General features: G+C 63.1%; 20 protein-coding genes and 6 pseudogenes. 14 read left to right on the top strand and 12 right to left on the bottom strand.

Features of this window, described 5'->3' with window-relative positions; all coding sequences use genetic code 11:
* Nucleotides 1-23: 23 nt before the first annotated feature.
* The 3 genes and pseudogenes from LZ585_RS08855 to LZ585_RS08845 form a co-directional block, all read right to left on the bottom strand.
* Nucleotides 24-1,814 (bottom strand): sigma-54-dependent Fis family transcriptional regulator, encoded by a 1,791-nt coding sequence (locus tag LZ585_RS08855; RefSeq protein ID WP_234853235.1) that lies wholly within the window; start codon nucleotides 1,812-1,814, stop codon nucleotides 24-26.
* A gap of 298 nt (nucleotides 1,815-2,112) precedes the next feature.
* Entirely contained in the window at nucleotides 2,113-2,208 is a 96-nt protein-coding gene (locus LZ585_RS14865; protein WP_256445608.1) for a VPLPA-CTERM sorting domain-containing protein, read from the bottom strand.
* A gap of 100 nt (nucleotides 2,209-2,308) precedes the next feature.
* Nucleotides 2,309-3,297: pseudogene (locus tag LZ585_RS08845) on the bottom strand (IS256 family transposase); the annotation flags it as partial.
* Nucleotides 3,298-3,574: 277 nt separating this feature from the next.
* On the opposite strand from LZ585_RS08845, the gene istA reads away from it, so the two are divergent.
* Nucleotides 3,575-5,107 carry an IS21 family transposase gene (istA, locus tag LZ585_RS08840; RefSeq protein ID WP_234853234.1) on the top strand — a complete coding sequence of 511 codons (1,533 nt, stop codon included), beginning with the start codon at nucleotides 3,575-3,577 and terminating at the stop codon, nucleotides 5,105-5,107.
* Nucleotides 5,097-5,891, top strand: a complete 795-nt coding sequence (istB, locus tag LZ585_RS08835; RefSeq protein WP_234854650.1) for an IS21-like element helper ATPase IstB — start codon at nucleotides 5,097-5,099, stop codon at nucleotides 5,889-5,891. Before istA ends, istB begins: the two co-directional genes overlap by 11 nt.
* Nucleotides 5,892-6,197: 306 nt before the next feature.
* Here istB and LZ585_RS08830 read toward each other — a convergent pair whose 3' ends face one another.
* Nucleotides 6,198-6,509, bottom strand: a complete 312-nt coding sequence (locus LZ585_RS08830) for a hypothetical protein (RefSeq protein WP_234853233.1) — start codon at nucleotides 6,507-6,509, stop codon at nucleotides 6,198-6,200.
* Between the two features lie 169 nt (nucleotides 6,510-6,678).
* Here LZ585_RS08830 and LZ585_RS08825 point away from each other — a divergent pair, with 169 nt between their 5' ends.
* Complete coding sequence (locus LZ585_RS08825; protein ID WP_234853232.1) at nucleotides 6,679-7,503, top strand: HAD-IIA family hydrolase; 825 nt, start codon at nucleotides 6,679-6,681, stop codon at nucleotides 7,501-7,503.
* A 15-nt stretch (nucleotides 7,504-7,518) separates the two neighbouring features.
* Here LZ585_RS08825 and LZ585_RS08820 read toward each other — a convergent pair whose 3' ends face one another.
* Nucleotides 7,519-8,292 carry a FadR/GntR family transcriptional regulator gene (locus LZ585_RS08820; protein WP_234853231.1) on the bottom strand — a complete coding sequence of 258 codons (774 nt, stop codon included), beginning with the start codon at nucleotides 8,290-8,292 and terminating at the stop codon, nucleotides 7,519-7,521.
* A gap of 540 nt (nucleotides 8,293-8,832) precedes the next feature.
* Between LZ585_RS08820 and LZ585_RS08815 the strand changes: the two genes are divergently transcribed.
* The 6 genes from LZ585_RS08815 to LZ585_RS08790 all read left to right on the top strand — a co-directional run bounded on the left by LZ585_RS08815 (nucleotide 8,833) and on the right by LZ585_RS08790 (nucleotide 16,348).
* Entirely contained in the window at nucleotides 8,833-10,602 is a 1,770-nt protein-coding gene (locus LZ585_RS08815) for an L-lactate permease (RefSeq protein ID WP_234853230.1), read from the top strand.
* 5 nt (nucleotides 10,603-10,607) lie between these two features.
* Nucleotides 10,608-11,375, top strand: a complete 768-nt coding sequence (locus tag LZ585_RS08810) for a (Fe-S)-binding protein (RefSeq protein WP_234853229.1) — start codon at nucleotides 10,608-10,610, stop codon at nucleotides 11,373-11,375.
* A 2-nt stretch (nucleotides 11,376-11,377) separates the two neighbouring features.
* On the top strand, nucleotides 11,378-12,799 hold the full coding sequence (locus LZ585_RS08805) for a lactate utilization protein B (RefSeq protein ID WP_234853228.1): 1,422 nt from the start codon (nucleotides 11,378-11,380) through the stop codon (nucleotides 12,797-12,799).
* Entirely contained in the window at nucleotides 12,796-13,434 is a 639-nt protein-coding gene (locus tag LZ585_RS08800) for a LutC/YkgG family protein (protein ID WP_234853227.1), read from the top strand. The genes LZ585_RS08805 and LZ585_RS08800 overlap by 4 nt, the downstream gene beginning before the upstream one ends.
* A complete protein-coding gene (gene dld, locus LZ585_RS08795) occupies nucleotides 13,379-15,199 on the top strand; it encodes a D-lactate dehydrogenase (RefSeq protein WP_234853226.1) in 1,821 nt (606 codons plus the stop codon). The genes LZ585_RS08800 and dld overlap by 56 nt, the downstream gene beginning before the upstream one ends.
* Before the next feature lie 243 nt (nucleotides 15,200-15,442).
* On the top strand, nucleotides 15,443-16,348 hold the full coding sequence (locus tag LZ585_RS08790) for a DMT family transporter (RefSeq protein ID WP_234853225.1): 906 nt from the start codon (nucleotides 15,443-15,445) through the stop codon (nucleotides 16,346-16,348).
* Here the strand turns inward: LZ585_RS08790 and LZ585_RS08785 are convergent.
* The 5 genes and pseudogenes from LZ585_RS08785 to LZ585_RS08765 form a co-directional block, all read right to left on the bottom strand.
* On the bottom strand, nucleotides 16,310-16,681 hold the full coding sequence (locus LZ585_RS08785) for an ATP-binding protein (RefSeq protein WP_315857651.1): 372 nt from the start codon (nucleotides 16,679-16,681) through the stop codon (nucleotides 16,310-16,312). The two genes, LZ585_RS08790 and LZ585_RS08785, sit on opposite strands and share 39 nt — an antisense overlap.
* A 165-nt stretch (nucleotides 16,682-16,846) precedes the next feature.
* Nucleotides 16,847-17,686, bottom strand: a pseudogene (locus LZ585_RS08780) (IS5/IS1182 family transposase); the annotation flags it as partial.
* A gap of 30 nt (nucleotides 17,687-17,716) precedes the next feature.
* A pseudogene (locus LZ585_RS08775) lies at nucleotides 17,717-18,413 on the bottom strand (IS3 family transposase); the annotation flags it as partial.
* Nucleotides 18,391-19,450, bottom strand: a protein-coding gene (locus tag LZ585_RS08770) for an IS630 family transposase (RefSeq protein ID WP_234853224.1) whose coding sequence is annotated in 2 segments (ribosomal slippage) — nucleotides 18,391-18,979 and nucleotides 18,978-19,450 — 1,062 coding nt in all. Because the reading frame shifts where the segments join, the coding sequence is not laid out codon by codon here. The pseudogene LZ585_RS08775 and the gene LZ585_RS08770, both read right to left, overlap by 23 nt.
* 87 nt (nucleotides 19,451-19,537) lie before the next feature.
* Nucleotides 19,538-20,115 (bottom strand): annotated as a pseudogene (locus tag LZ585_RS08765) (transposase); the annotation flags it as partial.
* A gap of 50 nt (nucleotides 20,116-20,165) precedes the next feature.
* On the opposite strand from LZ585_RS08765, the pseudogene LZ585_RS08760 reads away from it, so the two are divergent.
* From LZ585_RS08760 to LZ585_RS08740, 5 genes and pseudogenes are all read left to right on the top strand, one after another.
* Nucleotides 20,166-20,518 (top strand): annotated as a pseudogene (locus LZ585_RS08760) (Mu transposase domain-containing protein); the annotation flags it as partial.
* A gap of 31 nt (nucleotides 20,519-20,549) precedes the next feature.
* Entirely contained in the window at nucleotides 20,550-20,792 is a 243-nt protein-coding gene (locus LZ585_RS08755; RefSeq protein ID WP_315857588.1) for an ATP-binding protein, read from the top strand.
* Between the two features lie 396 nt (nucleotides 20,793-21,188).
* Complete coding sequence (locus LZ585_RS08750; protein ID WP_234853177.1) at nucleotides 21,189-22,526, top strand: IS110 family RNA-guided transposase; 1,338 nt, start codon at nucleotides 21,189-21,191, stop codon at nucleotides 22,524-22,526.
* A 32-nt stretch (nucleotides 22,527-22,558) separates the two neighbouring features.
* A pseudogene (locus LZ585_RS08745) lies at nucleotides 22,559-23,011 on the top strand (ATP-binding protein); the annotation flags it as partial.
* Between the two features lie 425 nt (nucleotides 23,012-23,436).
* Nucleotides 23,437-24,504 carry a DUF475 domain-containing protein gene (locus tag LZ585_RS08740; protein ID WP_234853223.1) on the top strand — a complete coding sequence of 356 codons (1,068 nt, stop codon included), beginning with the start codon at nucleotides 23,437-23,439 and terminating at the stop codon, nucleotides 24,502-24,504.
* 435 nt (nucleotides 24,505-24,939) lie between these two features.
* Here the strand turns inward: LZ585_RS08740 and LZ585_RS08735 are convergent, their stop codons facing one another.
* Together LZ585_RS08735 and LZ585_RS08730 are read right to left on the bottom strand one after the other, a co-directional pair.
* Nucleotides 24,940-25,911, bottom strand: coding sequence for an IS481 family transposase (locus LZ585_RS08735; protein WP_234853222.1), 972 nt, complete (start codon nucleotides 25,909-25,911; stop codon nucleotides 24,940-24,942).
* A gap of 384 nt (nucleotides 25,912-26,295) precedes the next feature.
* Nucleotides 26,296-26,607 carry an H-NS histone family protein gene (locus LZ585_RS08730; RefSeq protein WP_234853221.1) on the bottom strand — a complete coding sequence of 104 codons (312 nt, stop codon included), beginning with the start codon at nucleotides 26,605-26,607 and terminating at the stop codon, nucleotides 26,296-26,298.
* Nucleotides 26,608-26,835 lie beyond the last annotated feature (228 nt).

Genomic DNA, 26,835 nt, shown 5'->3' with positions numbered 1-26,835 from the left:
CAGACGCAACGCCGCGCAACAACCTAGTCGGGAGGTTGCAACCCGGCTCTGCGCATGCGGCGCAGGACGGTCGAGCGATTGATCCCGAGGCGACGCGCGGCACATGACATGTTCCACCCGCAGGCTTCCATGATCTGCTCGAGCGGTTCCTCCGCTCCGGTGGCTTGGGTCATCGCGTCGATGGGTGCGGGAAGATCGGGCTGATCGATCACCCGTCCCTCGCAAAGTGCGACAGCTACGTCGAGCACCTGCTCGAGCTCGCGCAGGTTTCCAGGCCACCGGCGGCCGAGCAGCGCAGCGCGGGCCGCGGGCGACAGGCGCATGTCATCAGGTGCACGCCGCCGCAGCAGGCGGTCCAGAAGTGTGCCGAGATCCTGCCTTTGGCGCAGCGGCGGCAGGGTTAGCGTAGCGCCGGCGAGGCGATGGAACAGTGGGCGGGGAAGATCCAGTTCATTAGGGGCGACGCATGTGGTTGACAGCGGCCTGAGGCAGCTGCGGCTGTCCAGCATCGCCGCAAGGGCGGCAGCCGTGTCCTCGGGCAGATCCTCGATCCGGCGCAGCAGCAGCGTTGTCGGGTTGTTCACATCGGCGCAGGTTTCCTGCAGCGCCTCGGCCGACAGTCCGGCGCAGTCGATGCTCAGAAAGCCGCTGGTTGTTCCAACCATGTGGATCGCGCGGGCTAGCCTTGTCTTGCCGGTCCCCGTTTCGCCGGTGATCAGCAGCGGCACGTCGGTGCGCGCCAGCTTCGCCGCCCGCGCGAGGACCTGCCCCATCGCGGGATCGTCGCCTGCCAGCCCCGTCAACGGACCGCCTTGACGGCTGCTGCGCGGTGCAGTCCGCGGCGCCTGCGGTGCGATGGCATGACCAAAGAGCGCACCGCCATCCCGCATCTCGATAATTCGATCCTCGGTCGGGCGGTCGCGCATCAGATCTGGCAGGTCATCGACTGTCAGCCCCAGCACATCGTCGATACACCGCCCGAGAATGGTTCCGCCATCTGGAAACAGGCGCCGTGCCCCGCGGGTGTAGCCAAGGACTCGCCCCGAGCCGTCCAGCCGAACAGCGGCCTCGGGATCGACGTCAAGGAATTCTGGGCTGTCTGACAGACGCAACACCCAGTCGCGGCGACCTTCGGCCATGAGGTTCGCCATCTCGACCCGCCGTGCCGCATTGGTGACAAGGCTCATCGCAAGGTTCTGGCTGCGCTTTGGCGCCGGAGAGCGCAGCAGCGAGATGTCAAGCACCGCCGCTAGCCCACCCAGGCTGTCGAAGATCGGTGCGGCGGTGCAACTTAGCGAGACATGTGCATTGCCGAAGTGGTCGTCCTGGTGAACCGTTACTGGCTCCTGCGTCACGATACAGGCCCCGACACCGCAGGTGCCTGCGAGGTTCTCGGACCAGTTCGATCCGAGGTAAAGCCCGGCACCACGCAGGTCATTGACGAAGAGGTCGTCTCCAAAGAAGTCGACGCAGACACCTTTCGCATCCGTCAGGAGAAGGACGTAGTTTTGCCCGGCGACTTGGCGGAACAAGCTCTGCAAGCTGGAGCGCGCCGCCCCGATCATCCATTCCGCTTGCTTGCGGTGATCGCGCAGTTCCGCTTCGGTCACGATATGGGCGGGATCGTTGCGCGAGGGATCCATGCCGTAAAGCTCGACGCAGCGTCGCCAGGACGCAGACACAAAACTGTCGCGCCCCGTCTGCGTGCCGTCGAGGACCTGCTCGATCTCCTTGACGTGATGACGATCTGTCACTCCGCCCTCCCTAAGCTCAAGCCGAAACCGATAATTCAGGCTAGCACAGCGCAAGCACATCGGAAGACCAGACTTTTGTCCCGTTCTGGCCAGCGGCTGTCCAGTATGTTTAACCTGCGGCTTACAGGCTCACAGATTTACAACATCGGTTTAAGGAGGTGCGAACCCTAATTTTTGCCCTGCCTGTAGGACCTTGCGGGACGAAGCGCACCGCATACATGACCGCGTCGGAAGGACCCAAAAAGGAGCAGGATTTCCGGTCCAATCCAGCGGGCGGAGCTAGGACCGGAAACGGGAGGGGCCTATTGATCGCGGAGTGGCATGGGACTTGCATCCCATGCCACTAAGACAAGCACAATTACGCCTTTCTGTTGCGCCTGCTGCGGAGAGCGCCAAGACCTGCGACTGACACCCCCAGCAGCCAAACCGATGCTGGCAGCGGGACCGGCGCCACTTCGGGGCTCAGGACCTCATACCGGAGCCCCTCGGCAGCGCCTTCGGGAAAGCCGAACCAATAGGTGTGATCGTCCGTAAAGGCACCGCTTTCATCGACCGTTTGTGCTGTGTAGCTTGGTGCGATGCTGGCCGGGAATGTCATGTAGGCTAGGACGTCCTCCTCTGCCGTGTCCATGAGCGTGGCCAGCTTCGGGAGCTTGCCGCGCATCTGCTCCGCCACGAGCCGCCACTGGGCCTTCGCCGCTGCATGGTCGGGCTGGGCAAAGGCCGTGGCGATGAAGGCGGAGACCACGCGGCGGCTGTTCTTGCCGGCATGGGCGAGCGCATTGTGCTGGAAGTGGACGCGGCAGCGCTGCCAGGTCGTGGACGGGACCCGAGCGGTGGCAGCCTTGATGCCCTCATGCGCATCGCTGATCACAAGCTTCACGCCGCCGAGGCCACGGCGGACGAGGTCACGCAGGAACTCGGTCCAGAAGGGCTCCGCCTCGGAGGCACCAATCGCCATGCCCAGAACCTCGCGCCTGCCGTCGGTATTGACGCCACTGCGAGCGTGACCGCGACCGATACGATCCGCCCGCCCTGGCGCACCTTGAGGTAGGTGGCATCGATCCAGAGGTAGGGCCATTCGCCCTCGATCGGCCGCGTCAGGAAGGCGTCCACACGCTCGTCGATCTCCTCGCACAGGCGGCTCACCTGGCTCTTCGACACCCCGGTGCCGCCCATGGCCTGCACCAGGTCATCCATCGATCGCGTCGAGACGCCATGGACATAGGCCTCCTGGATCACGGCGCTTAGAGCCTTCTCAACCGAGCGCCGCGGATCCAGGAAGGAAGGGAAGTAGGAGCTGGTGCGCAGGCGCGGGATGCGCAGTTCGACGCTGCCGGCGCGGGTCTGCCAGTCGCGATCACGATAGCCGTTGCGCTGCGCCAAGCGTTCACTGCTCTTCTCGCCATAGTCAGCGCCGGTCTTGGCGCCGACCTCCAGCTGCATCAACCGCTCGGCAGCAAAGCCGATCATCTCGGGAAAGCAGATCGGCATCGGCGCTCTTCTCTACGAGCGCACGCAGGTCCATCATGGGTTTGGTCATCGGGGACATCCCTCGGTTCAGGTGGGATCAGCAACCCGACCCTACCGAGAAACCCGATGACCACCGAAAGCTACACCACGCCCTGGGACGTCACCTTGAGTGTGACGGTGGCGTTGTCCTACGCCAGATGAGTTCTCTACCTCGATAGTTTTCTTCCACAATGTTGTTGATTTCCACCCAGAACTGAGCCGGATAGGCGGGTAATTTCCACTGAGAATTGAGCCATGTGAACCTTCCCCCAGAGCGGTGAGCAGCGGGGGCAACGGGAGTGATCCACATGGGACTTTTGAACATCATTCGACGGATGCATGTGCGGCAGAAGCTGTCGATACGCGAGATTGCGCGGCGCACCGGACTGTCGCGCAACACGATTGCCAAGCATCTGGCGGAGGGCACGATTGAGCCGAAGTTTGCCACGCCGGATCGGCCGAGCAAGCTTGACCCTTTTTCCGAGAAGCTGGCTGGCTGGTTGAAGACGGAAGCCGGCAAGTCGCGCAAGCAGCGGCGGACGCTGAAGCAGATGCATGCCGATCTCGTCACGCTCGGCTTCACCGGCTCCTACAACCGGGTTGCGGCCTTTGCGCGGGACTGGCGGACAGATCGCCAGCGGGAACAGCAGACCACAGGACGCGGCACCTTCGTTCCGCTGTCTTTCCGACCGGGAGAGGCCTTCCAGTTCGACTGGAGCGAAGACTACGGGCTTCTGGGTGACGAGCGCACCAAGCTTCAGATGGCGCATATCAAGCTGTCCCACAGCCGGGCCTTCCTGTTGCGCGCCTACCCACTGCAGACCCACGAGATGCTCTTCGATGCCCACTGGCATGGCTTCCGTGTCTTTGGTGGCGTGCCCGAACGGGGCATCTACGATAACATGAAGACAGCGGTGGACCGTGTCGGTCGCGGCAAGGAGCGGCAGGTCAACATCCGCTTCCTCGCGATGGCCAACCACTATGTCTTCGAGCCGGAGTTCTGCAATCCGGCGGCAGGATGGGAGAAGGGTCAGGTCGAGAAGAACGTTCAGGACTCCCGCCATCAGGTCCTGCAGGGGATGCCGGGCTTTCCCGACCTTGCCACGATGAACGCCTGGCTGGAGCAGCGTTGCCTGGAGCTGTGGCATGAGACCCCGCATGGCACGCTGCCCGGCACGATCGCCGATGTCTGGGCTGAGGAGCGGGCCGCGCTGATGCCGTTGCCGCCGGCTTTTGACGGCTTTATCGAGTTGAGCAAGCGCGTCTCGCCCACCTGCCTGATCAGCTTCGAGCGCAATCGCTACAGCGTTCCCGCGTCCTTTGCGAACCGGCCTGTCAGTCTACGGATTTACCCGGATCGACTGGTCGTGGCGGCCGAGGGCAACCTCCTGTGCGAGCATGGCCGCGTGTTCCAGCGCAACCACCAGGTGCCGCCACGGACGATCTACGATTGGCGGCATTACCTGGCTGTTCTCCAGCGCAAGCCCGGGGCTCTCAGGAACGGAGCACCATTCGCGGAACTGCCGCCTGCCTTCCGGCAACTGCAGGACCAGATGCTGCGCAAGCCTGGTGGTGATCGCGAGATGGTCGATATCCTTGCCCTGGTTCTTCAGCACGACGAGCAGGCCGTCCTCGCCGCCGTGGAACTGGCCCTGGCCGAGGGCGTGGCAACCAAGACCCATGTGCTGAACCTGTTGCACCGGCTGGTCGACGGCAAGGTCATCGGCGGGCCGCCCCTCGATACCCCGCAGGCTCTGGTTCTCCATCGCGAACCCAAGGCCAATGTCGAGCGCTATGACGGCCTGCGCACCCCCGTTGCAGGGGGCCATCATGCGTCATGATCCCGCCAGCGGTGCCATCGTCATCATGCTCCGCAGCCTCAAGATGCATGGCATGGCGCAGGCCGTGACGGACCTGATCGAGCAAGGGGCACCGGCCTTTGAAGCGGCTGTGCCAATCCTGTCCCAACTGCTGAAGGCCGAGATAGCCGAGCGTGAGGTCCGATCCATCGCCTATCACATGAAGGCGGCGCGCTTCCCAGCCTACAAGGATCTCTCAGGCTTCGACTTCGCCGCCAGCGAGATCAACGAAGCCACAGTGCGCCAGCTGCACCGCTGCGAGTTCATGGACGGGGCCCAGAACGTAGTTCTGATCGGCGGTCCTGGCACAGGGAAGACTCACGCCGCAACCGCCCTCGGCGTCCAGGCCATTGAGCATCACCGCCGCAAGGTCCGCTTCTTCTCCACCATCGAACTGGTCAATACCCTTGAACAGGAGAAGGCCAAGGGAAAGGCCGGACAGCTTGCCGAAACCCTGACCCGCCTCGATCTCGTGATCCTCGATGAGTTGGGATACCTGCCGTTCAGCGCCTCGGGCGGGGCGCTGCTCTTCCATCTGCTGAGCAAGCTCTATGAGCGCACCAGCGTCATCATCACCACCAACCTCAGCTTCAGCGAATGGGCCACGGTCTTTGGCGATGCCAAGATGACCACTGCATTGCTCGACCGTCTCACCCATCGTTGCCACATCCTGGAAACCGGAAACGACAGCTTCCGCTTCAAGGCCAGTTCAGCCGCAGTTGCCGCGAAAAAAAAGGAGACCACACATGCCTTGACCACTGCATGACCGGAAATCCATAGTCAGGGGTGGCTCACTTCTCGATGGAAATGCCGGCTCAGTTCTGCGTGGAAATTAACAGCCACACCTCCGGCAGGCGCCTTCTATCTGTCCGACACGCCACAGCGTCCTGCTTTTGCTGTCGGGCGGGGTAGGGCTGACCCCCGTCGTCAGCATGCTGGAGGTTCTCGCAGCGCAGCATCACGGTATGCCCATCTTATAATTCCACCGCACAAGCAGCCCGGCGCATCATGCCCATGACGCCCAGGTCCGCAAAGCCGCGGCCCGACATGGCAATGTTCTGGTCGAAACGTTCTACGAAAGCGGCGCGGATGAAACAGCCAAACCTAGCCGGATCACCTTGGACTGGCTACAGGGAAACACCCCGTTGGCCAGGCGGATGTTTATCTTTGCGGCCCGCGCCCCTTCCTGCGCCACTTTGTCGGCAGCTTGCGCGCCGCGGGCATCCACGCCGATCGCATCCATTACGAGTTCTTCGGTCCCATCGACCAGCATCTTGCCGCCTGAAGAAAGGGATGGTGCCATTGAAGCAGAGGAAGATTTTGATGGCACAGGCAAAGGCGTAGCAAGCGCGAGAAGTCCTCCCGCAGGTTCGATGATCATCATACAGCTGAAATTCATGGAACCGGCCCTATACTCAACCCTTGGACATCAAATCCCTGAGGAATCTGAACCCTTGTTTGGCCGATGGGTAGCCTAGTACAAATGGTGCGATGCGGTTCAGCCCGAGGGCTTTCCTGCGAATCCTTTTCATATCCGAGTGGAAATCAGCGCCGTGACATCGAAGATAAAGATCCCCCGCAACGCGGCGATCATCAGCGATCTGGACGGAGTTGCGTATCGGGGTGATGTTCCCATCGCGACGGCTGTTCTTGCATTCCGGCAATGGCATGAACAAGGACTGCCCTATGCCTTTGTGACCAACAATTCCACCAAAACGGCCCGAGAGTTCGCGGACAAGCTGAACGGGATGAGGATTCCGGCAACCCCTGAACGGGTCATCACCAGTTCTGCGGTCGTGGCACGGCGTGTGAAGGCTGACCTTCCCCCGGGGTCGCGCGTGATGGTGATCGGGGCAGCCTCGCTGGTGGGTGCAATCGAAGCGCAGGGGTTCCAGATTGCGGATAAGGACGTCAGGGCAGTCGTGGCAGGGCTGGACCGCGCCTTCACGTTCGAGAAACTGCAGAAGGCGCAGGCCGCCCTTTTGGCTGGCGCGTCCTTCTTCGGGACCAATGCCGACAGGATGTTGCCGCATGGTCTCGGATACGAACCCGGCGCCGGATCGATCCTTGCGGCCATCCAGACGGCGTCAGGGGTGACCCCGGTTGTGACGGGCAAGCCGCAGCCTGACCTGATCCACATGGCCTTGGAAATTTTGGGAAGCGATCCTGAAACGACCTTCATGCTGGGCGATCAGATCGAAACCGACATCATGGCAGGCCGGGCGGCCGGGCTGAAGACGATCCTGGTCAGAACCGGCCTTCCGCCCAGGGCCGTGCCGGGAATCCTGCCCGACTTCGATATCGAAACGCTTCTGGATCTTGCCCTGGTGTCCGACGGAAAAGCCGCAGAAGCCGAAACCCTTCATCTGCCAGGATAGACGAAGGCCGGTCAGTCACCCTTCCGAATTCAGCCGCATCCGCGCGCGCCGTTCGCGGCGCTGTAATTCCCGGCCCAGGTGGATGGATTGCTCGACGAAATCCAGATGGGCACGGGCGGCCCTTTCGCCGCGCTGCGGATCCCCCGCCTGGATCGCGTCGATGATCTCGAGGTGCTGATCCAGAAGCTTGCGGCCGGTGCCGTCGATGCTGCGCAGCAGGTCGCGATTGTAGAAGATGCCACGACGCGTCAGGTCGAAGACCGACGCCATCATGTGGATCAGCGTCGTGTTGTGGCTGGCGTCCACGACCGCGCTGTGCAGCCGGGCATCAGCCTCCCATTCGGCCTCGCGGTCATCGGCCTTCCAGGCAGCCTCGAGATCCTCGCGGACGGCCGCCAGCCGTTCCCTGTCTGCAGTTGTGGCCCGCTGGGCGGCAAGGCGGGTGGCAAAGGCCTCTTGCTCGCGGCGGTATTCCAGATAATCGTGAAATGCCTCGCCGTGACGCGCATACAGCGCCAGCATTGCGGGTGACATCGCGCGGCCCGTGAGTTCCGCGATATAAGTACCGTCGCCATGACGGATGGTCAAAAGATTGCGGCTTTCCAGGATTTGCAGCGCCTCGCGCAGCTTGGGCCGCGAGACACGAAAGGCGTCCGACATTTCGCGTTCCGAAGGAAGACGCGCACCTCCCTTCAAAACGCCATCGACAATCATCGTCTCGATCCTGTCCACCACAGCCTGAACGACCGATTCGTTTTCCACCGGCTCGAAAACCTGTGCCGCTATCATGAGGCGTAACCCTCCCTCGGCTGCGTCGCGCAGCAGGTGATCAATATTATTTACCTCAGATGCAGAGAATTTCAAGCAGACGATGACGCGTCCAAACCTTTGCACGGGATATATTTATTTCTCTAGCAATGCATAGCCGCCAAACTTTCCACCTCGTCGGTGGGCCAAGATTTGGCGCCGCCTCCACGAAGGCCAACAAATACGTTGCTTCACGACAGAGGATCATATTATTTACCTCTTGTGACAGTGTTTATTGTCGCCCCGAGGGAGAGCGGGTGAAAAGGAGCGGAGGAGGCGATCCAACAGCGGCTGGAAGGCATGCCCTTTGACACGGTCGTGCTGCAATCCAGCACCTGACCGGCGGCAAATCGACGCTGTCTGGATTTCCAAAAGGACAAGCGGGACGACCCGATCCTTGCCTGCCGTATAAAAGGCGCATGGATCGCAATTTGACCAAAGGGTCACCCGGCGCGGAGGGAAAGCCGGGGCGGCTGGCACAACAAAACAGCGGGGCCTGCCCCGTCTATCCGAGGAGGAACGATGCCTGACATCATCACATTCATTCTGGCCCTGCTGCCGATCGCCACGGTCTTCGTGCTGCTGGTCGTCTTGGCACGGCCGGCCAGCTTTTCGATGCTTATGGCCTATCTGGTGACGGCAGCCACGGCCTTGCTGGTCTGGGGCACCGATCTGAACAAGGTTCTTGGCGCCACCGCGAACGGCGCGATCACCGCGATCAGCCTGCTATATATCATCTTCGGCGCCATTCTGCTGCTGTATACGCTTGAGGAAAGCGGCGGGATCCGGTCGATCCGTGGCGGATTCACCAGCATTTCGCCCGACCGGCGCGTTCAGGCAATCATCATCGCCTGGATGTTCGGATCGCTGATCGAGGGTGCTTCGGGCTTTGGCACGCCTGCCGCCATCGCCGCGCCGCTGCTGGTCGCCATCGGCTTTCCGGCCATGGCTGCGGTTCTTGTGACGCTGATCATCCAAAGCACGCCCGTGTCCTTCGGCGCGGTTGGAACCCCGATTCTGGTTGGCGTGAACACCGGCCTTGGTGGCCAGGAGATCGTCGAGACGACCATCGCGCCCATGGCCTATACCGACTATCTGATGGAAATCGCCGTGAAGGTCGCAACCATCCACGGTCTTGTCGGCTTCCTGATCCCGCTGATCCTGGTGGGGATGCTGACACGGTTCTTCGGGGCCAACCGCTCGTTCATCGAAGGCTTCCGCATCTGGAAATTCGCGCTGTTCGCGGGCCTTGCCTTCACCATCCCCTACTACATCATCGCCCGCGTTCTAGGGCCGGAATTCCCGTCGCTGCTGGGCGGCATCATCGGCCTGATGATCGTCGTTCCGGCGGCACGCGCGGGCCTGTTCATGCCCAAGGAGGTGTTCGACTTTCCGCCGCGCGCCCAGTGGGACGAGGCCTGGGTCGGCAAGCTGGACGATCTTGAAGATCACCATGCGGGACGCCCGGTCATGCCCCTGCTGAAGGCCTGGGCACCCTATGTCCTGGTCGTGGCCCTGCTGATCATCACCCGCGCAGTCGGGCCGGTGAAGGCCTGGCTGAACTCTCCCGATGTTACCATCGCGCTCGACAACATGTTCAGCTCGGGCATCAACGCGCGGGTGCAGGTGCTGTATCTTCCGGGAACGGTGCTGATCCTGGTTTCGATCATCACCTTCTTCCTGCATGGTATGAAAGGGCGCGACTACCTCCAGGCGCTGCGGTCGTCGGGATCGACCATGATCGCCGCCGCGCCTGCGCTGCTTCTGGCGGTGCCGATGGTGCAGGTGTTCATCAACTCGGCATCCGATACGCTGGCCAGCATGCCGATTGTTCTGGCCGAAGGCGTTTCGGCAGCCGTTGGCGAGGCCTGGCCGATGTTTGCGCCGCTGATAGGGTCGATGGGCGCCTTTGTCGCCGGGTCGAACACCGTCAGCAACATGATGTTCTCGCTGTTCCAGTTCTCTACCGCCGAACAGATCGGTTTGGGCGCGGCTGGCGCGGGCACCGTTGTGGCGCTGCAGGCTATCGGCGGGGCGGCTGGCAACATGATCTGCGTGCATAACGTGGTGGCTGCATCCGCAACGGTGGGCCTGGTCAACCGCGAAGGCGCGATCATCCGAATGACCCTGATCCCGATGACCTACTATATCATCCAGGGTGGGCTCATCGGGTTTGCGCTGCTGGCTGGCGGGTTTAACATGTGGTGGATCGCGGCGGCGATCTGGGCGGCAGCGGTGCTGTTCCTGATGTCGCAGAACCGCAGCCGCGTGCCCGCGCTGTCAAGGACCTGAAACCGATGTCCGCAAAGCCCAGTCCCCGCGTCGGTCTGTTCGTGACCTGCCTTGTCGATGCGATCCGCCCCGGGATCGGCTTTGCGGCCATCCAACTGCTGGAGGAGGCGGGCTGCCGGGTCGAAGTGCCCCAGGGCCAGACCTGCTGCGGCCAGCCGGCGCTGAACAGCGGCGATGAGACCGATGCGGCCCACCTGGCCCGCCAGACCATCGCCGCCTTCGAGGGGTGCGATCATGTCGTGCTGCCCTCGGGGTCATGCGCGGGAACGATGGTTCACGCCTATCCTGAACTGCTGGCGGGCGACCCCCAATGGGCCGCCCGCGCCAGGGCCTTTGCCGCCAAGACCCATGAGATCACCAGCTTCCTGGTGGATGTGATGGGCTATCGGCCGCAGGGCCGCCGGCTGGATGCCTCGGCCACCTATCACGACAGTTGCGCAGGCTTGCGCGAACTGGGCATCGCCGCACAGCCCCGCGCGCTTTTGGCCCAGGTCGAAGGGCTTCGGATGCGGCCGCTCGAGGGCAACGATGTCTGTTGCGGCTTTGGCGGCACCTTCTGCGTGAAGTATCCGCAGATTTCGGACGCCATCACCACCGAGAAGGCCGAGGCCGTCGAACGCAGCGGGGCCGATATCCTGCTGGCGGGCGACCTGGGCTGCCTGATGAACATGGCCGGCAAGCTGCACCGGCGCGGCGCCAGGACGCGCTGCTTCCACACCATCGAGGTTCTGGCAGGCCACGCGGACGGTCCGGGCATCGGCGAGGAAGGGTGACCATGACTGCGCCTCAGACAGGCTTCAAGGAACGCGCGGCCGCCGCGCTGTCGGACGGGGCGCTGAAAATCGCCATCGACCGCACCACCGGCACCGCCGAACGCAAGCGCGCCACAGCACTGGCCGCATTTCCCGAATTCGACGCCGCGCGCGAACGGGGCAAGGCGATCAAGGACCACGTGATCGCCCATCTCGACCACTACCTCGAGATGTTCGAGCGCAATGCCACCGCCGCCGGAGCGCAGGTCCACTGGGCCACCGACGACGCCGAGGCGCGGGCCATCGTCACCCGCATCTGCCTGGACGCCGATGCCAAGCTGGTCACCCGGTCGAAATCCATGCTGGGCGAGGAAATCGGCCTGCCCCATGCCCTGGCCGATGCCGGGATCGAGCGGGTCGAGACGGACCTGGCCGAACACATCATCCAGCTTGCGGGCGAACGGCCGTCGCATATCGTCTGGCCCGCCATGCACCGCACGCGCGAACAGGTGGCCGATCTGTTCAGGACGGGCCACAACCCGCCCCCCGCTGCCGAGGATCCGGGGACCATGGTGCAAAGCGCCCGGCGCGAGTTGCGCGCCAAGTTCCTGGCCGCCGACATCGGCATATCGGGCGCGAACTTCCTGGTCGCGGACACTGGCGCGACCTGCACCGTCACCAACGAAGGCAATGCGGAACTGACCACCACGCCGCCGCGCATCCACATCGTGACGGCGGGGATCGAAAAGCTGGTGCCCTCGACCGCGCACGCCTTTGCGCTGCTGCGGCTGCTGGTTCGGTCCGCGACCGGCGGCGAGATGACGCAATACACCACCTTTCACCACGGGCCGAAGCGCGCGGGCGACGCCGACGGCCCCGAGGAGATGCACATCGTCCTGGTGGACAATGGCCGCAGCCGGATGCTGGGCGACGAGTTCCGCGAGATGCTGCGCTGCATCCGCTGCGGCGCCTGCATGAACCATTGCGTCGTTTATCGCCAGATCGGCGGCCATGCCTATGGCGGCACCTATCCCGGTCCAATGGGCGCGGTGCTGACCCCGGTGCTGGACGGGTTGGCGCAGTCGCGCGACCTAGCGCACGCCTGTACCATGAACGGCCGCTGCGCCGAGGTCTGCCCCGTGGGCATTCCTCTGCCCACATTGCTGCGCGCATGGCGCCGCCGCAGCTGGCGCGAACGGCTTGAACCCGGCAGCGTCCGGGCAGGCATCGGTCTTTGGGCCATGCTTGCCCGGCGGCCCGCCCTTTACCGCATGGCCAGCCGGATCGGCGTGCGTGCCCTGCGGCTGCTGGGGCGGCGGGGCTGGATCAGCACGCTGCCCCTGGCCCGCGGCTGGACCGCCTATCGCGATATGCCGCGCCCGCCGGGCCGGACGTTCATGGAACAGTATCGCGCCGACCAGGCCAGGCGCGGGGGTGGCAAATGACCGCACGCGACCGCATCCTGTCCGCCATCCGAAACAGCCTGGCCCCCCGGCGGCCGGACCCTGACGCCATCGCTGCGCAGGCCGCAGCCCTGCTGGCGGACCCGCAGACAACCCGGCCCCAGCTTGCGGCACCGGACCTGGCCGATGCCTTCGCCCTGAAGGCCACGGCCCTGGGCACCACCATCGACCACGTGGCCCAGATGGGCGATATCCCTGCCGCCGTGCGCCGCTATCTTGCGGACCATGGCCTGCCAGGTGTCGCGCTTCAACCGGCGGCGGAACTGGCGGCGCTTGACTGGGACGGGATCGCCACCCACGCGGACATCGCGCCGGACGAGGCTGCGGGCCTTGGCCTGGCCCTTTGGGGTATCGCCGAAAGCGGATCGCTGGTGGTGCATTCGGGGCCCGACAACCCGATCCTTCTGTCCTTCCTGCCGCTGCACCACATCCTTGTCCTGCACCGGAACAACCTGCTGGCTCATCTGGAAGACTATGCCGCGGCGGTGCAGGGGGCGGCGCAGCCCCGCAACGCCATCCTGATCACCGGCCCCAGCGGCACGACCGACATCGAGGGCAGCTATGTCCGGGGCGCCCATGGACCGGGTTTCCTGCACGTCCTTCTGGTCGGATCCTGAAGGCCCGCTCTACGCCTATCTCACGCATCCCGGACCATCCGACTGGAGCATGACCATGACGCCGCACCTGCACACCCAGACCCTGGCGGATCAAATCCCCGTCGGACCCGCCCCCGCCTTTCTGGAGGCCCTTCGCGCAACGGTGGGACCGCGCCATGTGCTGACCACGCCTCGGGACACCGAACGGTTTCGCGTGGGATATCGGTCGGGCGGGGGCGAGGCCGAGGCGGTGGTCCGCCCCGGAACCCTGCTTGAACTGTGGAAAACGCTTGAGCTTTGCGTAAATGCCGGGCGGATCGTGATCGCGCAGGCGGCCAATACGGGGCTGACCGAAGGATCGACCCCGAACGGTGACTATGGACGGCCGGTCGTGATCGTCAACACGCTGCGGCTGTCGCGGATCCATCCCGTCCTGGACGGCACGCAGGTCGTCTGCCATGCGGGGGCAACGCTTTACGACCTGGAACGGATGCTGGATCCCCTGGGACGCGATCCCCATTCGGTGATCGGGTCAAGCTGCATCGGCGCTTCGGTCGTGGGTGGGGTCTGCAACAATTCCGGCGGTGCCCTGGTGCAGCGGGGACCAGCCTATACCGAGCTTGCGCTGTTCGCGCGGCTGGAGGCGGACGGCAGGCTGCGGCTGGTCAACAATCTTGGGGTGCGACTGGGCAACGACCCGGAAACGATCCTGCGCCGCCTTGATGCAGGAGAGATCCGGCCCGAGGACGTGGACCCCCAGGCAGGCGCGGCCTCTGACCACGAATATGCCGACCGCGTGCGCGACGTGGATGCGGAAACGCCGGGCCGCTTCAACGCCGATCCGGGACGCCTGCACGAAGCGTCGGGCTGCGCCGGGCGGCTTGCCGTCTTTGCGGTGCGTCTGGACACCTTTCCCCGGCCCGCCGCCACCGAAGTGCTTTATGTCGGCACCAACAGCCCCGAGGCCTTGGCCACGCTGCGCCGGCGGCTGCTGACCGAACTGGACCCGCTGCCGGTGGTGGGCGAATACATCCACCGCGAGGCCTGGGACATGGCAGCCCGTTTTGGACGTGACACCCGCCTGTTCATCGAATGGTTCGGCACCGCCCGGATGCCCGTGCTGTTCGCGCTGAAGGGTTGGGCAGATGCGCGGCTGCGGAAAATCCCGCTCACCTCGGATCTCAGCGACCGGATCCTGCAAGTCGCGGGGCAACTGGCACCGGGACGCCTGCCCTGCCGGATGCGAGAGTTTCGCCGCCGCTTCGAACACCACCTGATCCTCAAGGTGGAAGCCCCCGGTGACCAGGCCGCGCGCATCCTGGACCAGACGGTTGGGGCCGACGGCTGGTTCCGCTGCTCTCCGGTCGAAGGGTCCAAGGCGATGTTGCACCGCTTTGCGGTCGCAGGGGCTGCGGTGCGATACGAGGCCATGAACCGTCGCCGCACCGGCGGCCTTGTGGCCTTGGACGTTGCCCTGCGTCGCAATGATTGCGACTGGATCAAGCCGGTGCCGCCCGCGCTTGCGGATCAGGTGGCCGCGACCCTCTCCTATGGCCATTTCCTGTGCCATGTCTTCCATCTGGACTATGTGCTGAAAAAGGGCGCCGATCCGGCCGCCTTCAAAAAGGCCATGCTGGAGATGCTGGACGCAGATGGCGCGGAATACCCGGCTGAACACAATGTGGGGCATCTTTACCACGCAAAGCCCGCCCTTGCGGCCTTCTATGAAGACCTCGATCCCTTGGCGCGCTTCAACCCGGGCATCGGCGGCACCCGGCGTTCCTGATGGGGGTTCCTTGACCGCGTCCGACACGGCCGCCGGTTTCCCTTGGGCTTCCTTGTCCGACCTATCCGGGCTATCAGACCCGCTGGCCTTTTGAACCTGCCTGCAACCCGGCTGCCTCCGCAGGTCCGTCACCCCGTTCCGTGATGAAGGGTGGTGGCGGACACGGCAGCCGGGCGCGGGCGTTCGGATCGTGAAATGCATGGTGCGGTCTGGCACGCCCGTGCGGACTGAAGGAAGTTGCCGATGCAGACCCCTGCGCCTCTGACCATCCTTGGCCTTGTGGCTGTCGCCACCACGGCAATCGTTTGCGGCGACACCGCAGGCAAGCTGCTGACCGAGGCGGGCGTGCAGCCGCTGTTCGTAGCATGGTCGCGCTTCGCCCTTGCCGCATTGGTGCTTGCCTGGTCGCTGGGCTTGCCGCGGACCAACCTGGGCCGCCTGCTGGACTGGAGGCTGATCCTGCGCGCCGCGCTGATCGTCGGCGGCATCGCCTCGATCCTGACCGCGCTGCGAACAGAACCCATTGCCAATGTCTTCGGCGCCTTCTTCATCGGACCGATCGTGGCCTATGTGCTGTCGATCCTGTTGCTGGGCGAACGCGCATCCTGGGCCCGCACCGTGATGCTCGTGCTGGGTTTTGCCGGTGTGTTGCTGGTGGTCCGACCAGGGGGCGACATGGGGACCGGCATGATCTTCGCGCTGATGGCGGGGGGGTTTTACGGCTCTTACCTTGCCGCGACGCGTTGGTTGGCGCCGTTTCATCCCTCGCCCTTTCTGCTGGCCTCGCAACTGGTCATCGGGGCGGTTCTGCTGCTTCCTGCGGGCCTTGCCAGCGTTCCGGCCAGCGCGGACCTGCGGATCTGGGTCTTGGTCATCGTCAGTTCCTTGGCCTCGGCCTTTGGCAACTACCTGCTGGTGGTGGTCAACCGCACAACACCGGCCACGGTGTCGGCGCCGCTGATCTATTTCCAGCTGATCGCCGCGACCGTGATCGGCTTTCTTGTCTTCGGCGACTGGCCCGAGCCGCTTGCGCTTCTGGGTCTTGCCGTGATCCTCGCATCCGGCCTCGGGGGACTGGCGCTGGCACCCCGCCGCCAGACGCCCGTTGGTTCAACGACAAGCCATGTCGGCGGGACGAACAGCCCCTGATGTCAAACGAACTGAAGAATTGACCCCTTTGGCGACGTGAAGAACTGACCCCGTTGGTGAATGTCTGGCGATATCGGCTCCGAACGCACGCCCGGCCTTTTGCAAGAGGCCAAGGCTGCCCTTGTCGCGAAGACGGTAGCTGTCACCGCGGATGGTGATCAACGTTGAATGATGCAGCAGCCAGTCAAGGATTGCCGTTGCCACCACGGGATCGCCAAACACACTGCCCCATTCGCCGACGGAACGGTTCGAGGTGATCAGGATCGAGCCTTTCTCGTAACGGCGCGATATCCGCTGGAAGAACAGGCGGTTGTCATGACCCTTGGACAGCATTGCCACGAGGGTGAATGCGGTCACAAACTGCACCGAGTGGTTCTGCCGGATTGCTTTCGTCCCAAGGCAACGGCCATGTGCGTTTTGCTGGCCCTGGTGGCCCCATAAGCATTTGGCATTGAACACCCGTGTCAGGCGGTCATTGCTTCGCGTTGACGGGGCGTTTTGGGGCCGGAGCCACGCCGGCATCAGGGAAGGGAACAAAGCCCAAAAAGCCCTGAGATGGGCGAAGATCCTCCAGACATTGTGGCCGCAGGCGCAGAGGACGGCGAAGATCGCGTCGCCGATGCGGCCCTTCAGCGGAGATCTGGCCAGGCGACCGTCGCTTTCATGTGCCCGATCTCCGGCGCGATGGCGCTTCGTCGCCTGAGGAGCTTTGCCAGGAGCAGGGTGATGCCACGTCTTGTGCCCGCTGATCAGGACCTTGGTGGTCTCCACGCCATGGCCGCGATAGCCGCGATCAACCACAGCCAAAGCCGGCACGTGGTTGGTGAGGAGGGCGACCTGCTCCAGTGCGGCGCCAGGGTATGGCCGTCGTATGGGTTTCCGGGGAAGCTGCGGGCGCCGACCACGAAGCCGCCGTCAAGGGTGGTGGCGAGGCTGACCTTGGTGCCAAACTCGCAACGGATGCGGGCCTTGCCCTTGGAGATGCAGTCGACCTCGGGCTCGTGCAGGGCGTGGCGTGGCGTGGCGTAGATCTTGTTCTTGCTCTTCGCGCCTGCTCAAGCAGGCGACCGACCAGCCAGAGCGCCTCCAACACCTTCTCGCGCAGCGCACCTTCAGGGGTGTCCTGCAAGTGGCGCCGCAGATCCCCGGCAGATCCTTCCAGTAAAGCCCCTGAGTTGGCGCAGGGCCTTGCCCATGCGCGTGAACTGCCGGGCGTGAGCATACCGCCCGACCTGGGCAGCCAAATCGCGACGCAAGGCGGGCGTAGCTCTGGCGCAGATCGACCCCGGCCTCTTTCGCCAAGCTCACCAGCAGCACGCGTGCCCGCGCATTGGCCCTGTCCCGTATTTGTGCTGCTCTGGTGCTCGTTCAGGCTGCTTGGCGCTCAAGGGCCAAGGGGGTTTTTCCTCCCGATGCTGAATGCCGACGGCGCGAGTTATAAAAGCCGTTGATGTATTGGAAGATGGCTGTCTCAGCCTGGCGACGCGTTTCCCACGACCTGCGCCCGATCAGTTCGGCCTTGATGGTTTTGAAGAAAGGTTCGACGGCGGCATTGTCGTAACAGTTGCCTTTGCCGCTCAGCGACGCTTGCAGGCCATGTTCGCGCGGGACCTTCCGGTAGTCATGCGAACAGTGTTGCGAGCCGCGTCAGCTCGTGGAAGACGCGGCCCCGCGGCGGTGATCGCAGGGCGATGGCCATTCTCAATGCCCGGATCGCCAGATCGCGTTTCCTGCGGTTGGCTCGCGGCCCAGCCGATCACGCGCCGGCAGTGCAGGTCCAGGAGCGAGGCCATGTCCGCCACCGGTCCGAGGACCATGGTCGAGCGCCAGATGCAGCCAACCCTCGCGGGTCCAGATGTAGCTGATGTCGCCCGCCCATGTCGCTGCGCGGTCTTTCGGTTCTGGTCGGGCCGATCTGCCATGAAGTCACGATCCAAGCCGGGTTCGGCGCGCTGTTGAAGGCGTGATTGCTGTCCGTGGTCGCCTTGAATTTGCGCGTTCTTTCAACGACGATCCCGTTCTCCCGCATCATACCAACGGCATTATCCACTGACCTGCGCCCAATCGCGTGAGGTGATTGAAGCGACGCGTTCCGGCATTGCGAGGAGGGTGTTCCAGGCATCGCAGCAGACGTCGACAATGGCGTCGTAGCTGTCGAAGACCCGGTTCGCGAGGGTGTTCTGACGGAGGAACTGCCAGAGGTTCTCGACCGGGTTCAGTTCCGGACTGTAAGGTGGCAGTGGCAGCAGGCTGATGTTGGGCGGGATGATGAGGTCTGTGGAGCTGTGCCAGCCGGCGCCATCGAGAACAAGGAGCGCGTGTGCACCGGGCGATACCTGCCCGCTGATTTCGGCCAGGTGGGCGTTCATCGCCTCCGTGTTCGCGTAGGGCATGACGAGCGCCGCACCGATCCTGCGGGCCGGGCAGACCGCCCCGAAGATGTAGGCCCAGGCGTAGCGGCAGTCTTTTGGCGCCCGCGGGCGTGTGCCCTTTCTCGCCCACACGCGTGTCAATGTTCCCTGCTGGCCCACCCTGGCCTCATCTTGGAACCAAATCTCCAAGGGCTTTCCTTGCGCTTCGTTAGGCAAGGCTGCGCGCGCCAGTTCGGCAAAGTTTTTTATATACCGCTTGCGCTTCGCCATCGGCCTGCGGATGGCGCGGCCGGACTGAGAGACGCGCAAAGCCGAGCCGGTGAAGGATCGCGCTCATGGTCCTCTCCGCCACGCGAATGCCAAACCGCTGGTCAACCACGTTGCAGAGGTCAATCCGACGCCAACGCACGACCTTATCCGTCGACGGGTCAGGCCCCGTTTCGACGATCACGGCAAGTTCGCGCATCTGCTCGGCGCTGAGCCGCGCTGGCCGCCCGGAAAGCGGCCGATCGACAAGGCCGGCCAGCCCTTCGGCATTGTAACGATGAACCCAGTCACGCAGCGTCTGCCGATCCATACCGCAGCTTTGTGCCGCTTCCGTCCGGCTTCGCCCGTCAAGCACATGCGCCAGCGCAAGCATCCGGCGCGACGCTCGCGCGTCCTTCACTTGAGCCGCCTCCCGCCGCAGATCCGATGCTGAAAGGTCCGTGCGTGTGATGCCCACTGCCATCCTGATCCTCCTCCGCCTTGCAAGGGAGTGAATCAGAGGTCGGCCGCAAAGCAAACCATCTTCAGAGTCGATGGTTCATGCCGCTGGTATCAGTCGCCCGCCCCGGCGATGGCCTACATCGATGCCAACTTCCTTCAGTTCCTCAGTCATCCGGGGACGGCCATGGCTGCCCAGGCTCAGACGCGACTGTTCCTTGACAGGGGCAAGAACAACCATGTCCATACGCTGCCAGCGACTGGCCGGGCGGCTGCAAAAGGCCCGCAGCCCGCGGGGGCTGACATTCCTCACCTGGCACAGCCGGTCGATCGGGAAGGCCCCACGCTGCTCTTCGACGAACCTGAACCGCACGGCTTTTGGCTCGCGAAGAACTGGGTGGCTTTTTTCCAGGATCTCCCCCTTTCGCCGGGGAAACAATCCCCCAGACTGTTTCGCGGATCCGGCTCAAATCCTTGAGGATGCGGATCTCGCGCCCAAGCCGTTATTCTCCGGGCAAGCTCGCGGTCCTCTGCTGAGACCACATCCGTGTCGCGATGGGCGTTCCCCCATGGGTTCAAGGTCGACACGCCGACCCCCAGATCATCCGCAATCTGACGTCGCGAAAGCCCGCTCGTCCGTGCAATGCGCACCGCATCCTTGCGAAACTCATCCGTCCTGCCTGTGCCCAGGGTTCATCTCCTTTGCCGCACATTGTGCTATCAAAGGAGCGCCACCAAGCCGCGACAGGTCCAGTCGGGCTCCGTTTGGTCAGTTGCGTGACCTGATCCGCAAGGTTCGTCCCGACTGCGCAATCGACCTAGATACTAACAGCTACTCGGTGCCCTGGCGCCTGGTCGGCGAGACCGTGCGGTCCTGGTCCTTGCTGGCCGCATGATCGTGCGTCATGCCGGCAACGTGGTGGCCGACCATCCGGTTTGTCAGAGCCGCCGTCAATGGGTCACCGACAAGGCGCACCTGATCGATGTGGTTGGAGGCGGACCGATCCAGGAGGAGCCGGCACCGAGCATCCAGACACCTGCCTTGCTGCGCCCGCTTGCCGCGTATGAAGCGGTTGTCGGAGGAGGCTGGTGATGACAGCGGTTGATCACGAACACTGCTGGCAATGCTCGACCGGCTCAAGCTCACGGCCACTTGGGACCAGCTCGACACCCTGCTGGACGAAGCCGCACGGGCTGACATGACCTTGCGCGAGTCCCTGGCCTTTCTGGTCCGGCGCGAGCCCGCCCGGCGCGACGAGCGGCGCATATCCATGGCAAGCAAGCTCGCGCAGTTTCCGTTTGTGCGTGAACTCGCGGGCTTCGAGTTCGAAGCGTGGCCTTCGCTGGATCCGGGGCAGATCCGCTAACTCGCGACCAGCCGGTGGATCGCGCATGGCGACACGACACTGCTTCTGGGGCCGCCCGCGACCGGGAAAACGCAGGTATCCATAGCGGGCCGGGTCTGATGCCACGGGGAAGACAGTGCTGATCTTGCTTCGACGAGGTGATCGCGGATCAGATCCGGTTCCCGATATTCTGGAACCGGGTCAATGTGTCGACGCGAACCGGGCCGGTTCGGGTCGAAGACCCTGAGAGATCCGAAGATCGTCTCGTGACCGTGAAATCATAATCCCGATCCGGCCGCGTCGACGAGGCAAGTGTAACACGATTGTGGTGTCGCTTCCCGCCGGAAGCATAGGCCACGAATGACATACCTGACTGTGCTGGCGACGCGTGGTTCTTCACCAACAAGGATCCTAGCAATGATCAACAGAACGATTGGAATAGACCTCGCCATCCGAGGTGATCATGTCGCCCAGATCTACGACAATGGCCAGCCTGTCGGCCGGCCCATACGGTTCCGTCACAACCCTTGCTCCCTAGACGCTTTCGTTGCGCGCGCAATCTCCGATATAGGCCCGGATGACTGCGTGCAGGCGATCATGGAACCCACCGGCATGAGCTGGTTTCCGGTTGCCCACCGGCTCGCCGATGTCGGCGTCGCAGTCGCGCGCGTCAAAGGCAAGCGGGTGAAGGCCCTGCGCCGCTACCTGTCTGAACACGCCAAGACCGATCTGGCGGATGCGCATGTCTTGGCTGCCATTCCGAGCTTCGGAGGGCCGAGGCTCGATCCGGTTCATATCCCAGCCCCGAAGAGCCATGCCTTGCAGCGTCTTACCAAGCAGCGCAGCCGCTTCCAGGATGCCGTTGCCTCAGCCAAGCGTCGGCTTCTCGATCTCGTTCGATGGGCATCCCCGCTTCTCGAGCGCGTGCTGCCAGACTTCGGCACCCGGCTCGCCATGGCGCTTCTGCAGCATTGGGTCGATCCGGAGGTAGTCCTCAAGGCGCGAAGGTCTACGATCGCACGCTTCATTGCCCTGCATGCCAGCGGAAATCATCCTCATAGCGGTGCCTTTGTTGATGCGCTTATCGAAGGGCTCCGCCAGGCCGCCCGGGAAGCCCTTGCCCTTCATCGCGATCATCTCGACTTTACTGAACTGCAGGCCGAGATCTGCATCGAGATTGATGTCATGAAGGTCAACATGCTCGCTCGGGACCAGTTGACGCTCAAGATCGAGGCAATTTACTGCGAATTGCAGCCCGAAGATGTCCTGCGCACCATCCCCGGCATCGGTCGCCATCTGGCACCCGTGCTGCTGGGGGTGCTCCATTGTGCCGACCGCTTCCAATCTGAGCGACACATTCGCGGCTTCTGCGGTCTGTTTCCGCGCCGTTCGGACAGCGGCGGCACCGAAAGGCCAGGCCAGAAGATCACCCAAGGCGGCAATGATCGGATCAAGCGTGCTCTTATGCTGGCAGCCGACGCCGCCCGAAAGATCGATCCTGATCTTGCCGAGGTCTACTGCAAGATGATGACCCACCGGAGCCACCACCACAAGCAAGCCCTCTGCGCCGTCGCCAATCGGCTCGTCAGCCGCATCTTCCACGTTTTGCGAACTGGGAAGCCATATATCTTGCGTGACCGAGACGGGCGCGAGATCTCTCTTGCCGAGGCAAAGGCCCTGATCACCGAGCGCTACACCGTATCCGAAAGCATCCGTGCCACACGGCGCGTCAATCGAGTTTCCATTGCGGCATAGCCGAAAAAAGCCTTGCGCTATCGGTACAAGATCATCTGGCTGTCGCCTTAGGACGAGAAGCGATCCGGCAGAACCACTCGGTGCAGTTTGTGACTGCGGCCACCCTTGTGGCAATGCTGGCCAAGGGTCATGACGACGGCCTTCTCGAAAAGCAGCTGACGCAGCTCAGCCGGCCCAAGCTTCTGATCATTGACGAGTTGGGTTACCTACCCTTTGAGGCCAACGCCGCCCACCTGTTCTTCCAGCGGATCTCGCGCCGTTACGAGAAAGGCTCGATCCTGATCACCTCGAACCGTTCTGTCGGCGAATGGGGCAGTGTGTTTGGTGACCCTGTGGTTGCAACGGCAATTCTTGACAGGCTGCTGCATCATTTAACGGTGATCACTATCCGCGGTGACAGCTACCGTCTTCGCGAAAAGCGCAGGTCTGGTCTCCTGCAAAAGGCCGGGGCCGGGTTCGAAACTGACAATGCCAGCCATTCATGAGAGGGGGTCAGTTCTTCACGTCGCCAAAGGGGTCAATTCTTCAGTTCGTTTGACATGCTGCAGGCGCCGTGGCAGGAGGGGGACCGCATGGGAGGGCGGACTGACCCTGACGAGCAGGGGCAGCAACGCGTGGACCGGCCGCCGTTCAGATCGCAATCCTTGTCGCGTCGGGCAAGCGCACGCGCCCCATCCTGCGCATCGGCATGGGGCAAGGAATCGCCGTGGCCAAGGAGCGGGCATGGAATGTAGTTCCAGCCTCAAAAACCACTTCTGAAATCTGGCAAAGTGACGTAAGGGGTCCGCATCTGCGAACCGCAGATGCAGACTGGGTGACCGGGCCCCTCTGGCGGATGTGGCGGCACATTCGCGATGTCGGCACTGACCCTGAACCAGCCGCTTGGACCTTTATTCTTATGGAACACGGAATGCCTTCTGATGGCGCGGCCGCGCGGCCGCTCCTTCGCTATTTCACCTGGGCCTTTATCGTCACGGCCATCGGCCTGATGCTTGGCGCCTATCTGGGCTGGCAGATGACCGGCACCTTTGGCGGAATGCTGACGATCTTCTTCATCTGCACCGTCCTGGCGGTGCTCGAGATCTCGTTGTCCTTCGACAACGCGATCGTCAATGCCAACAAGCTGAAGGAGATGACGCCTGTCTGGCAGCGCCGCTTTCTGACTTGGGGCATCCTGATCGCCGTCTTCGGGATGCGGATCGTCTTTCCGCTTCTGATCGTGGTGGTGGCCGCCCGGATCGGCCCGTGGGAGGCCATCGTGCTGGCCGCCGCACAGCCCGAGGAATACGCCCGCATCATGCATGACGCCCATCTGCCCATCGCGGCCTTTGGCGGCACCTTCCTGATGATGGTGGGCCTGTCCTTCTTCTTCGACCACGAGAAGGACGTTCACTGGGTTCGCTGGCTGGAAGCCAAGATGCAGAAATATGCCACGATCCGCGGCATCGAGGTCGCCCTGGTGCTGTCGCTCATTCTCGTCTTCTCGAGTTTTCTGGACCCGGTCGAATCCGAGGTCTTCTTCAAGTCCGCCATCTGGGGCCTGCTGACCTTTCTGCTGGTCGAGGTGCTGGGCGGGCTTCTGGACAGCACCCAGGAAACCCTGGTCGCGGGCGCCAAGGGCGGTCTGGGAGCCTTTCTGTATCTAGAGGTTCTGGATGCGTCCTTCAGCTTTGACGGCGTGATCGGGGCCTTCGCGCTGACCCAGAACCTGTTCATCATCGCCATCGGGTTGGGCATTGGGGCCATGTATGTGCGATCCATGACCATCATGCTGGTTGAGAAGGGGACTCTGGCCCAGTATCGCTATCTGGAACACGGCGCCTTCTACGCAATCATTGCGCTGTCGGTGATCATGTTCCTGCAATCCTTTGTCCATATCCCCGAGGTCATCACCGGCCTGGGCGGCGCGGCGCTGATCGGCGTCTCGCTGTGGTCCTCGATTCGCTGGAACAGAAGATCCGCCCAGGCAGGCGAGTGACAGAAACCCGGCCGCGGAGTGATCCGCGGCCGGGTTCATGGACGAGTCTCTTGCTTACTGGCCGTCCAGACGGGACTCCGACGGACTTGTCCTGCAAAAACCGTTCACGGCTCCGGTCGGACCGGCTTTGATCCGACATTGCCAAAGGGGCGGCACCGGCCGCCCCAGCAGTCGTCAAATGACGTTCCCGCAGATTCAGAAGCCGCGCAGCCGTGAGCTTTTCGGCCATCGAGAGTCTTCTGTTTGAATGTCGAGAATTATCCTTGCGGATCGGTTCCTGACTGGGAAGAACGCTGGCGCTGATCGAGTTGTCGAGGCTCTCGATCTCGGAATAACCGATGGTGTCGTAAAGCTCTGTCCTGGTCTGTATTCCGGCCAAGATTGGCTGTGTCGTGATCGCGTATAGCGGCATAAAGCCGTTCTGCGCCTTGTTCCCTACCTGTCACATCCCGCGAGATTGTAGACGCGTTTCCTGAACAGCTCGGGTCTGTGACGTTGCCAGTCCTTGAGAGCGCCGATGGGTGTTCGGGCGTTCAGGGCTGATTGCGGGAGCTGCGTGTTGTAGAGGTGGACATATCGCAGGATGGTCTGCTCCAGGTCCTCGCCGCTGTGGAAGCGATGGCTCTGCAGGACATCCTCTATCCGGCCGTTGAAGCGCTCGACCATTCCGTTGGTCTGCGGGTGCATCGGGGGCGCGAGGCGGTGCTCGATGCCAAGTTCGGCGCAGAGCAGGTCGAACTCGTGCTGGCCGGTGGCAGCGCGCTTGCGCAGGCCGAACAGGCGGTCGGTGAAAGCCTTGCCGTTGTCCGTCAGCATGCGGGTGATCTTCATCGGTGCGGCACGCTCAAGGTCGCGCAGGAAACGACGCGCGTTGGCCGCGGTCTGCGCCGGGTAGATGCGCACAAAGACCCATCGGGTCGCCCGGTCGATGGCCACGAAGAGATAGCGGCGGCGATCCTCGTCGGCCATCTGCGGCAGATACTTGATGTCGATGTGCAGGTGACCGGGCTCATAGGCCTTGAAGCTGCCGTGCGCGGGCTTCGGCTCCCGGGGCTTCAACGCCTGCAGGTTTCCCACCCCATGGCGACGCAGGCAGCGGTCGAGGCCCGAACGCGAGACGTGCGGATTGAGGAACTCGCGCACGACCGCGAGCAGGTCGTCGAGCGGTAAGAGAAGCGCCCTTCGCAGCGCCACCGCGACGGCCTCCTGGGCAGGCGTCAGGGTCGTTTGCAAGCGGTGCGGCGTGTGGCTCCGGTCGTGGACGTCATCGCGGCTGCGCCACTTCCACACCGTCTGCTCGGAGATCCCGTAGCGCTCTGCCACCAGCCATGCCGGTTCGCTGCTCGCCTGGATCGCGGCCCGGATCTTTGGCGTCGTGGTCGCCTGCTTGTGCAGAGAAATCAGCATCCTCCCACCCCCTCCCGAACCTCGCGCAGGATCCACCTTGCCATGAAAAAGGAAGACCGGCGAGGGTCTATGTGATCATCCGGGATGGAACACCTACCCGCTGGGTCGACTTCGGCCAGATCAGCTCATATAGCCAAGTTCCTGCAACGCGGCACCGTTCCGCAACAAGGTCACGCGTTGCGCCAGAATGTCGCACGCGGTCATCACCAGAATGGGTGTATCGTTGTTCCAGGATTTCAGCCGCGCCAGAAGATCCCATGCAAGGGCAGACGATTATCCAGTGCCCGGTTCCCGCAGCGAAAGGCGTGGCAAAGACCATTGACCGGACAGATTCGCGGGGCTGTCGAAGAAATAACCCCCGTTCTACGGGATTACTGGTGTTTGTCAGATCGCAAGATCGTCAAGCGACCTGCCTGCTTCCAAAGCTTCCACAATCCATCCCGGCTTGCGCCCGCGGCCGCTCCAGGTCAGATCGGGATTTTCCGGGTGGCGGTATTTCGCCTCGGCTTTCTGCCTGGCGGGTTGAGCAGCCAGCATATCTTCCAGCGAGGAAAACCCTGCGGCCTTTGCAATCTCGGTGGCTTTCGCGATGGCTTCCTTCTTCTTGCGGTTCTGGAAATCGGCAATGGCCGCTGCTGATTTCTTGTTGATCTCTTTCAACTGCTCGAGTGACAGCTCGTTGTAATTGATGTCCATGGCGCGCTCCTGCAACGATGCATTTCAATACAAAGGGCATCCCATTCAGGGAAGCCCGAAAAATTGCATGGTGTTGGGAATTGGCCGCCGAACCCAAGCGCATCCCGTTTCAAGAACCATTCAGGCCTGCACAGGATTGTCGGTTTATAGCTTACTGGTATTCCCGATCCACAATCGGCGTTAACCCGCCATGCCGCGTTTCCTTTCGGAACGCTTTTGACCCCGACA

Origin of the sequence: Paracoccus everestensis (genome assembly GCF_021491915.1) — a bacterium.
Classification (GTDB): Bacteria; Pseudomonadota; Alphaproteobacteria; order Rhodobacterales; family Rhodobacteraceae; genus Paracoccus; species Paracoccus everestensis.
The sequence above is the reverse complement of the archived record's forward strand: the minus strand, read 5'-3'. Positions and strand labels throughout refer to the sequence as shown.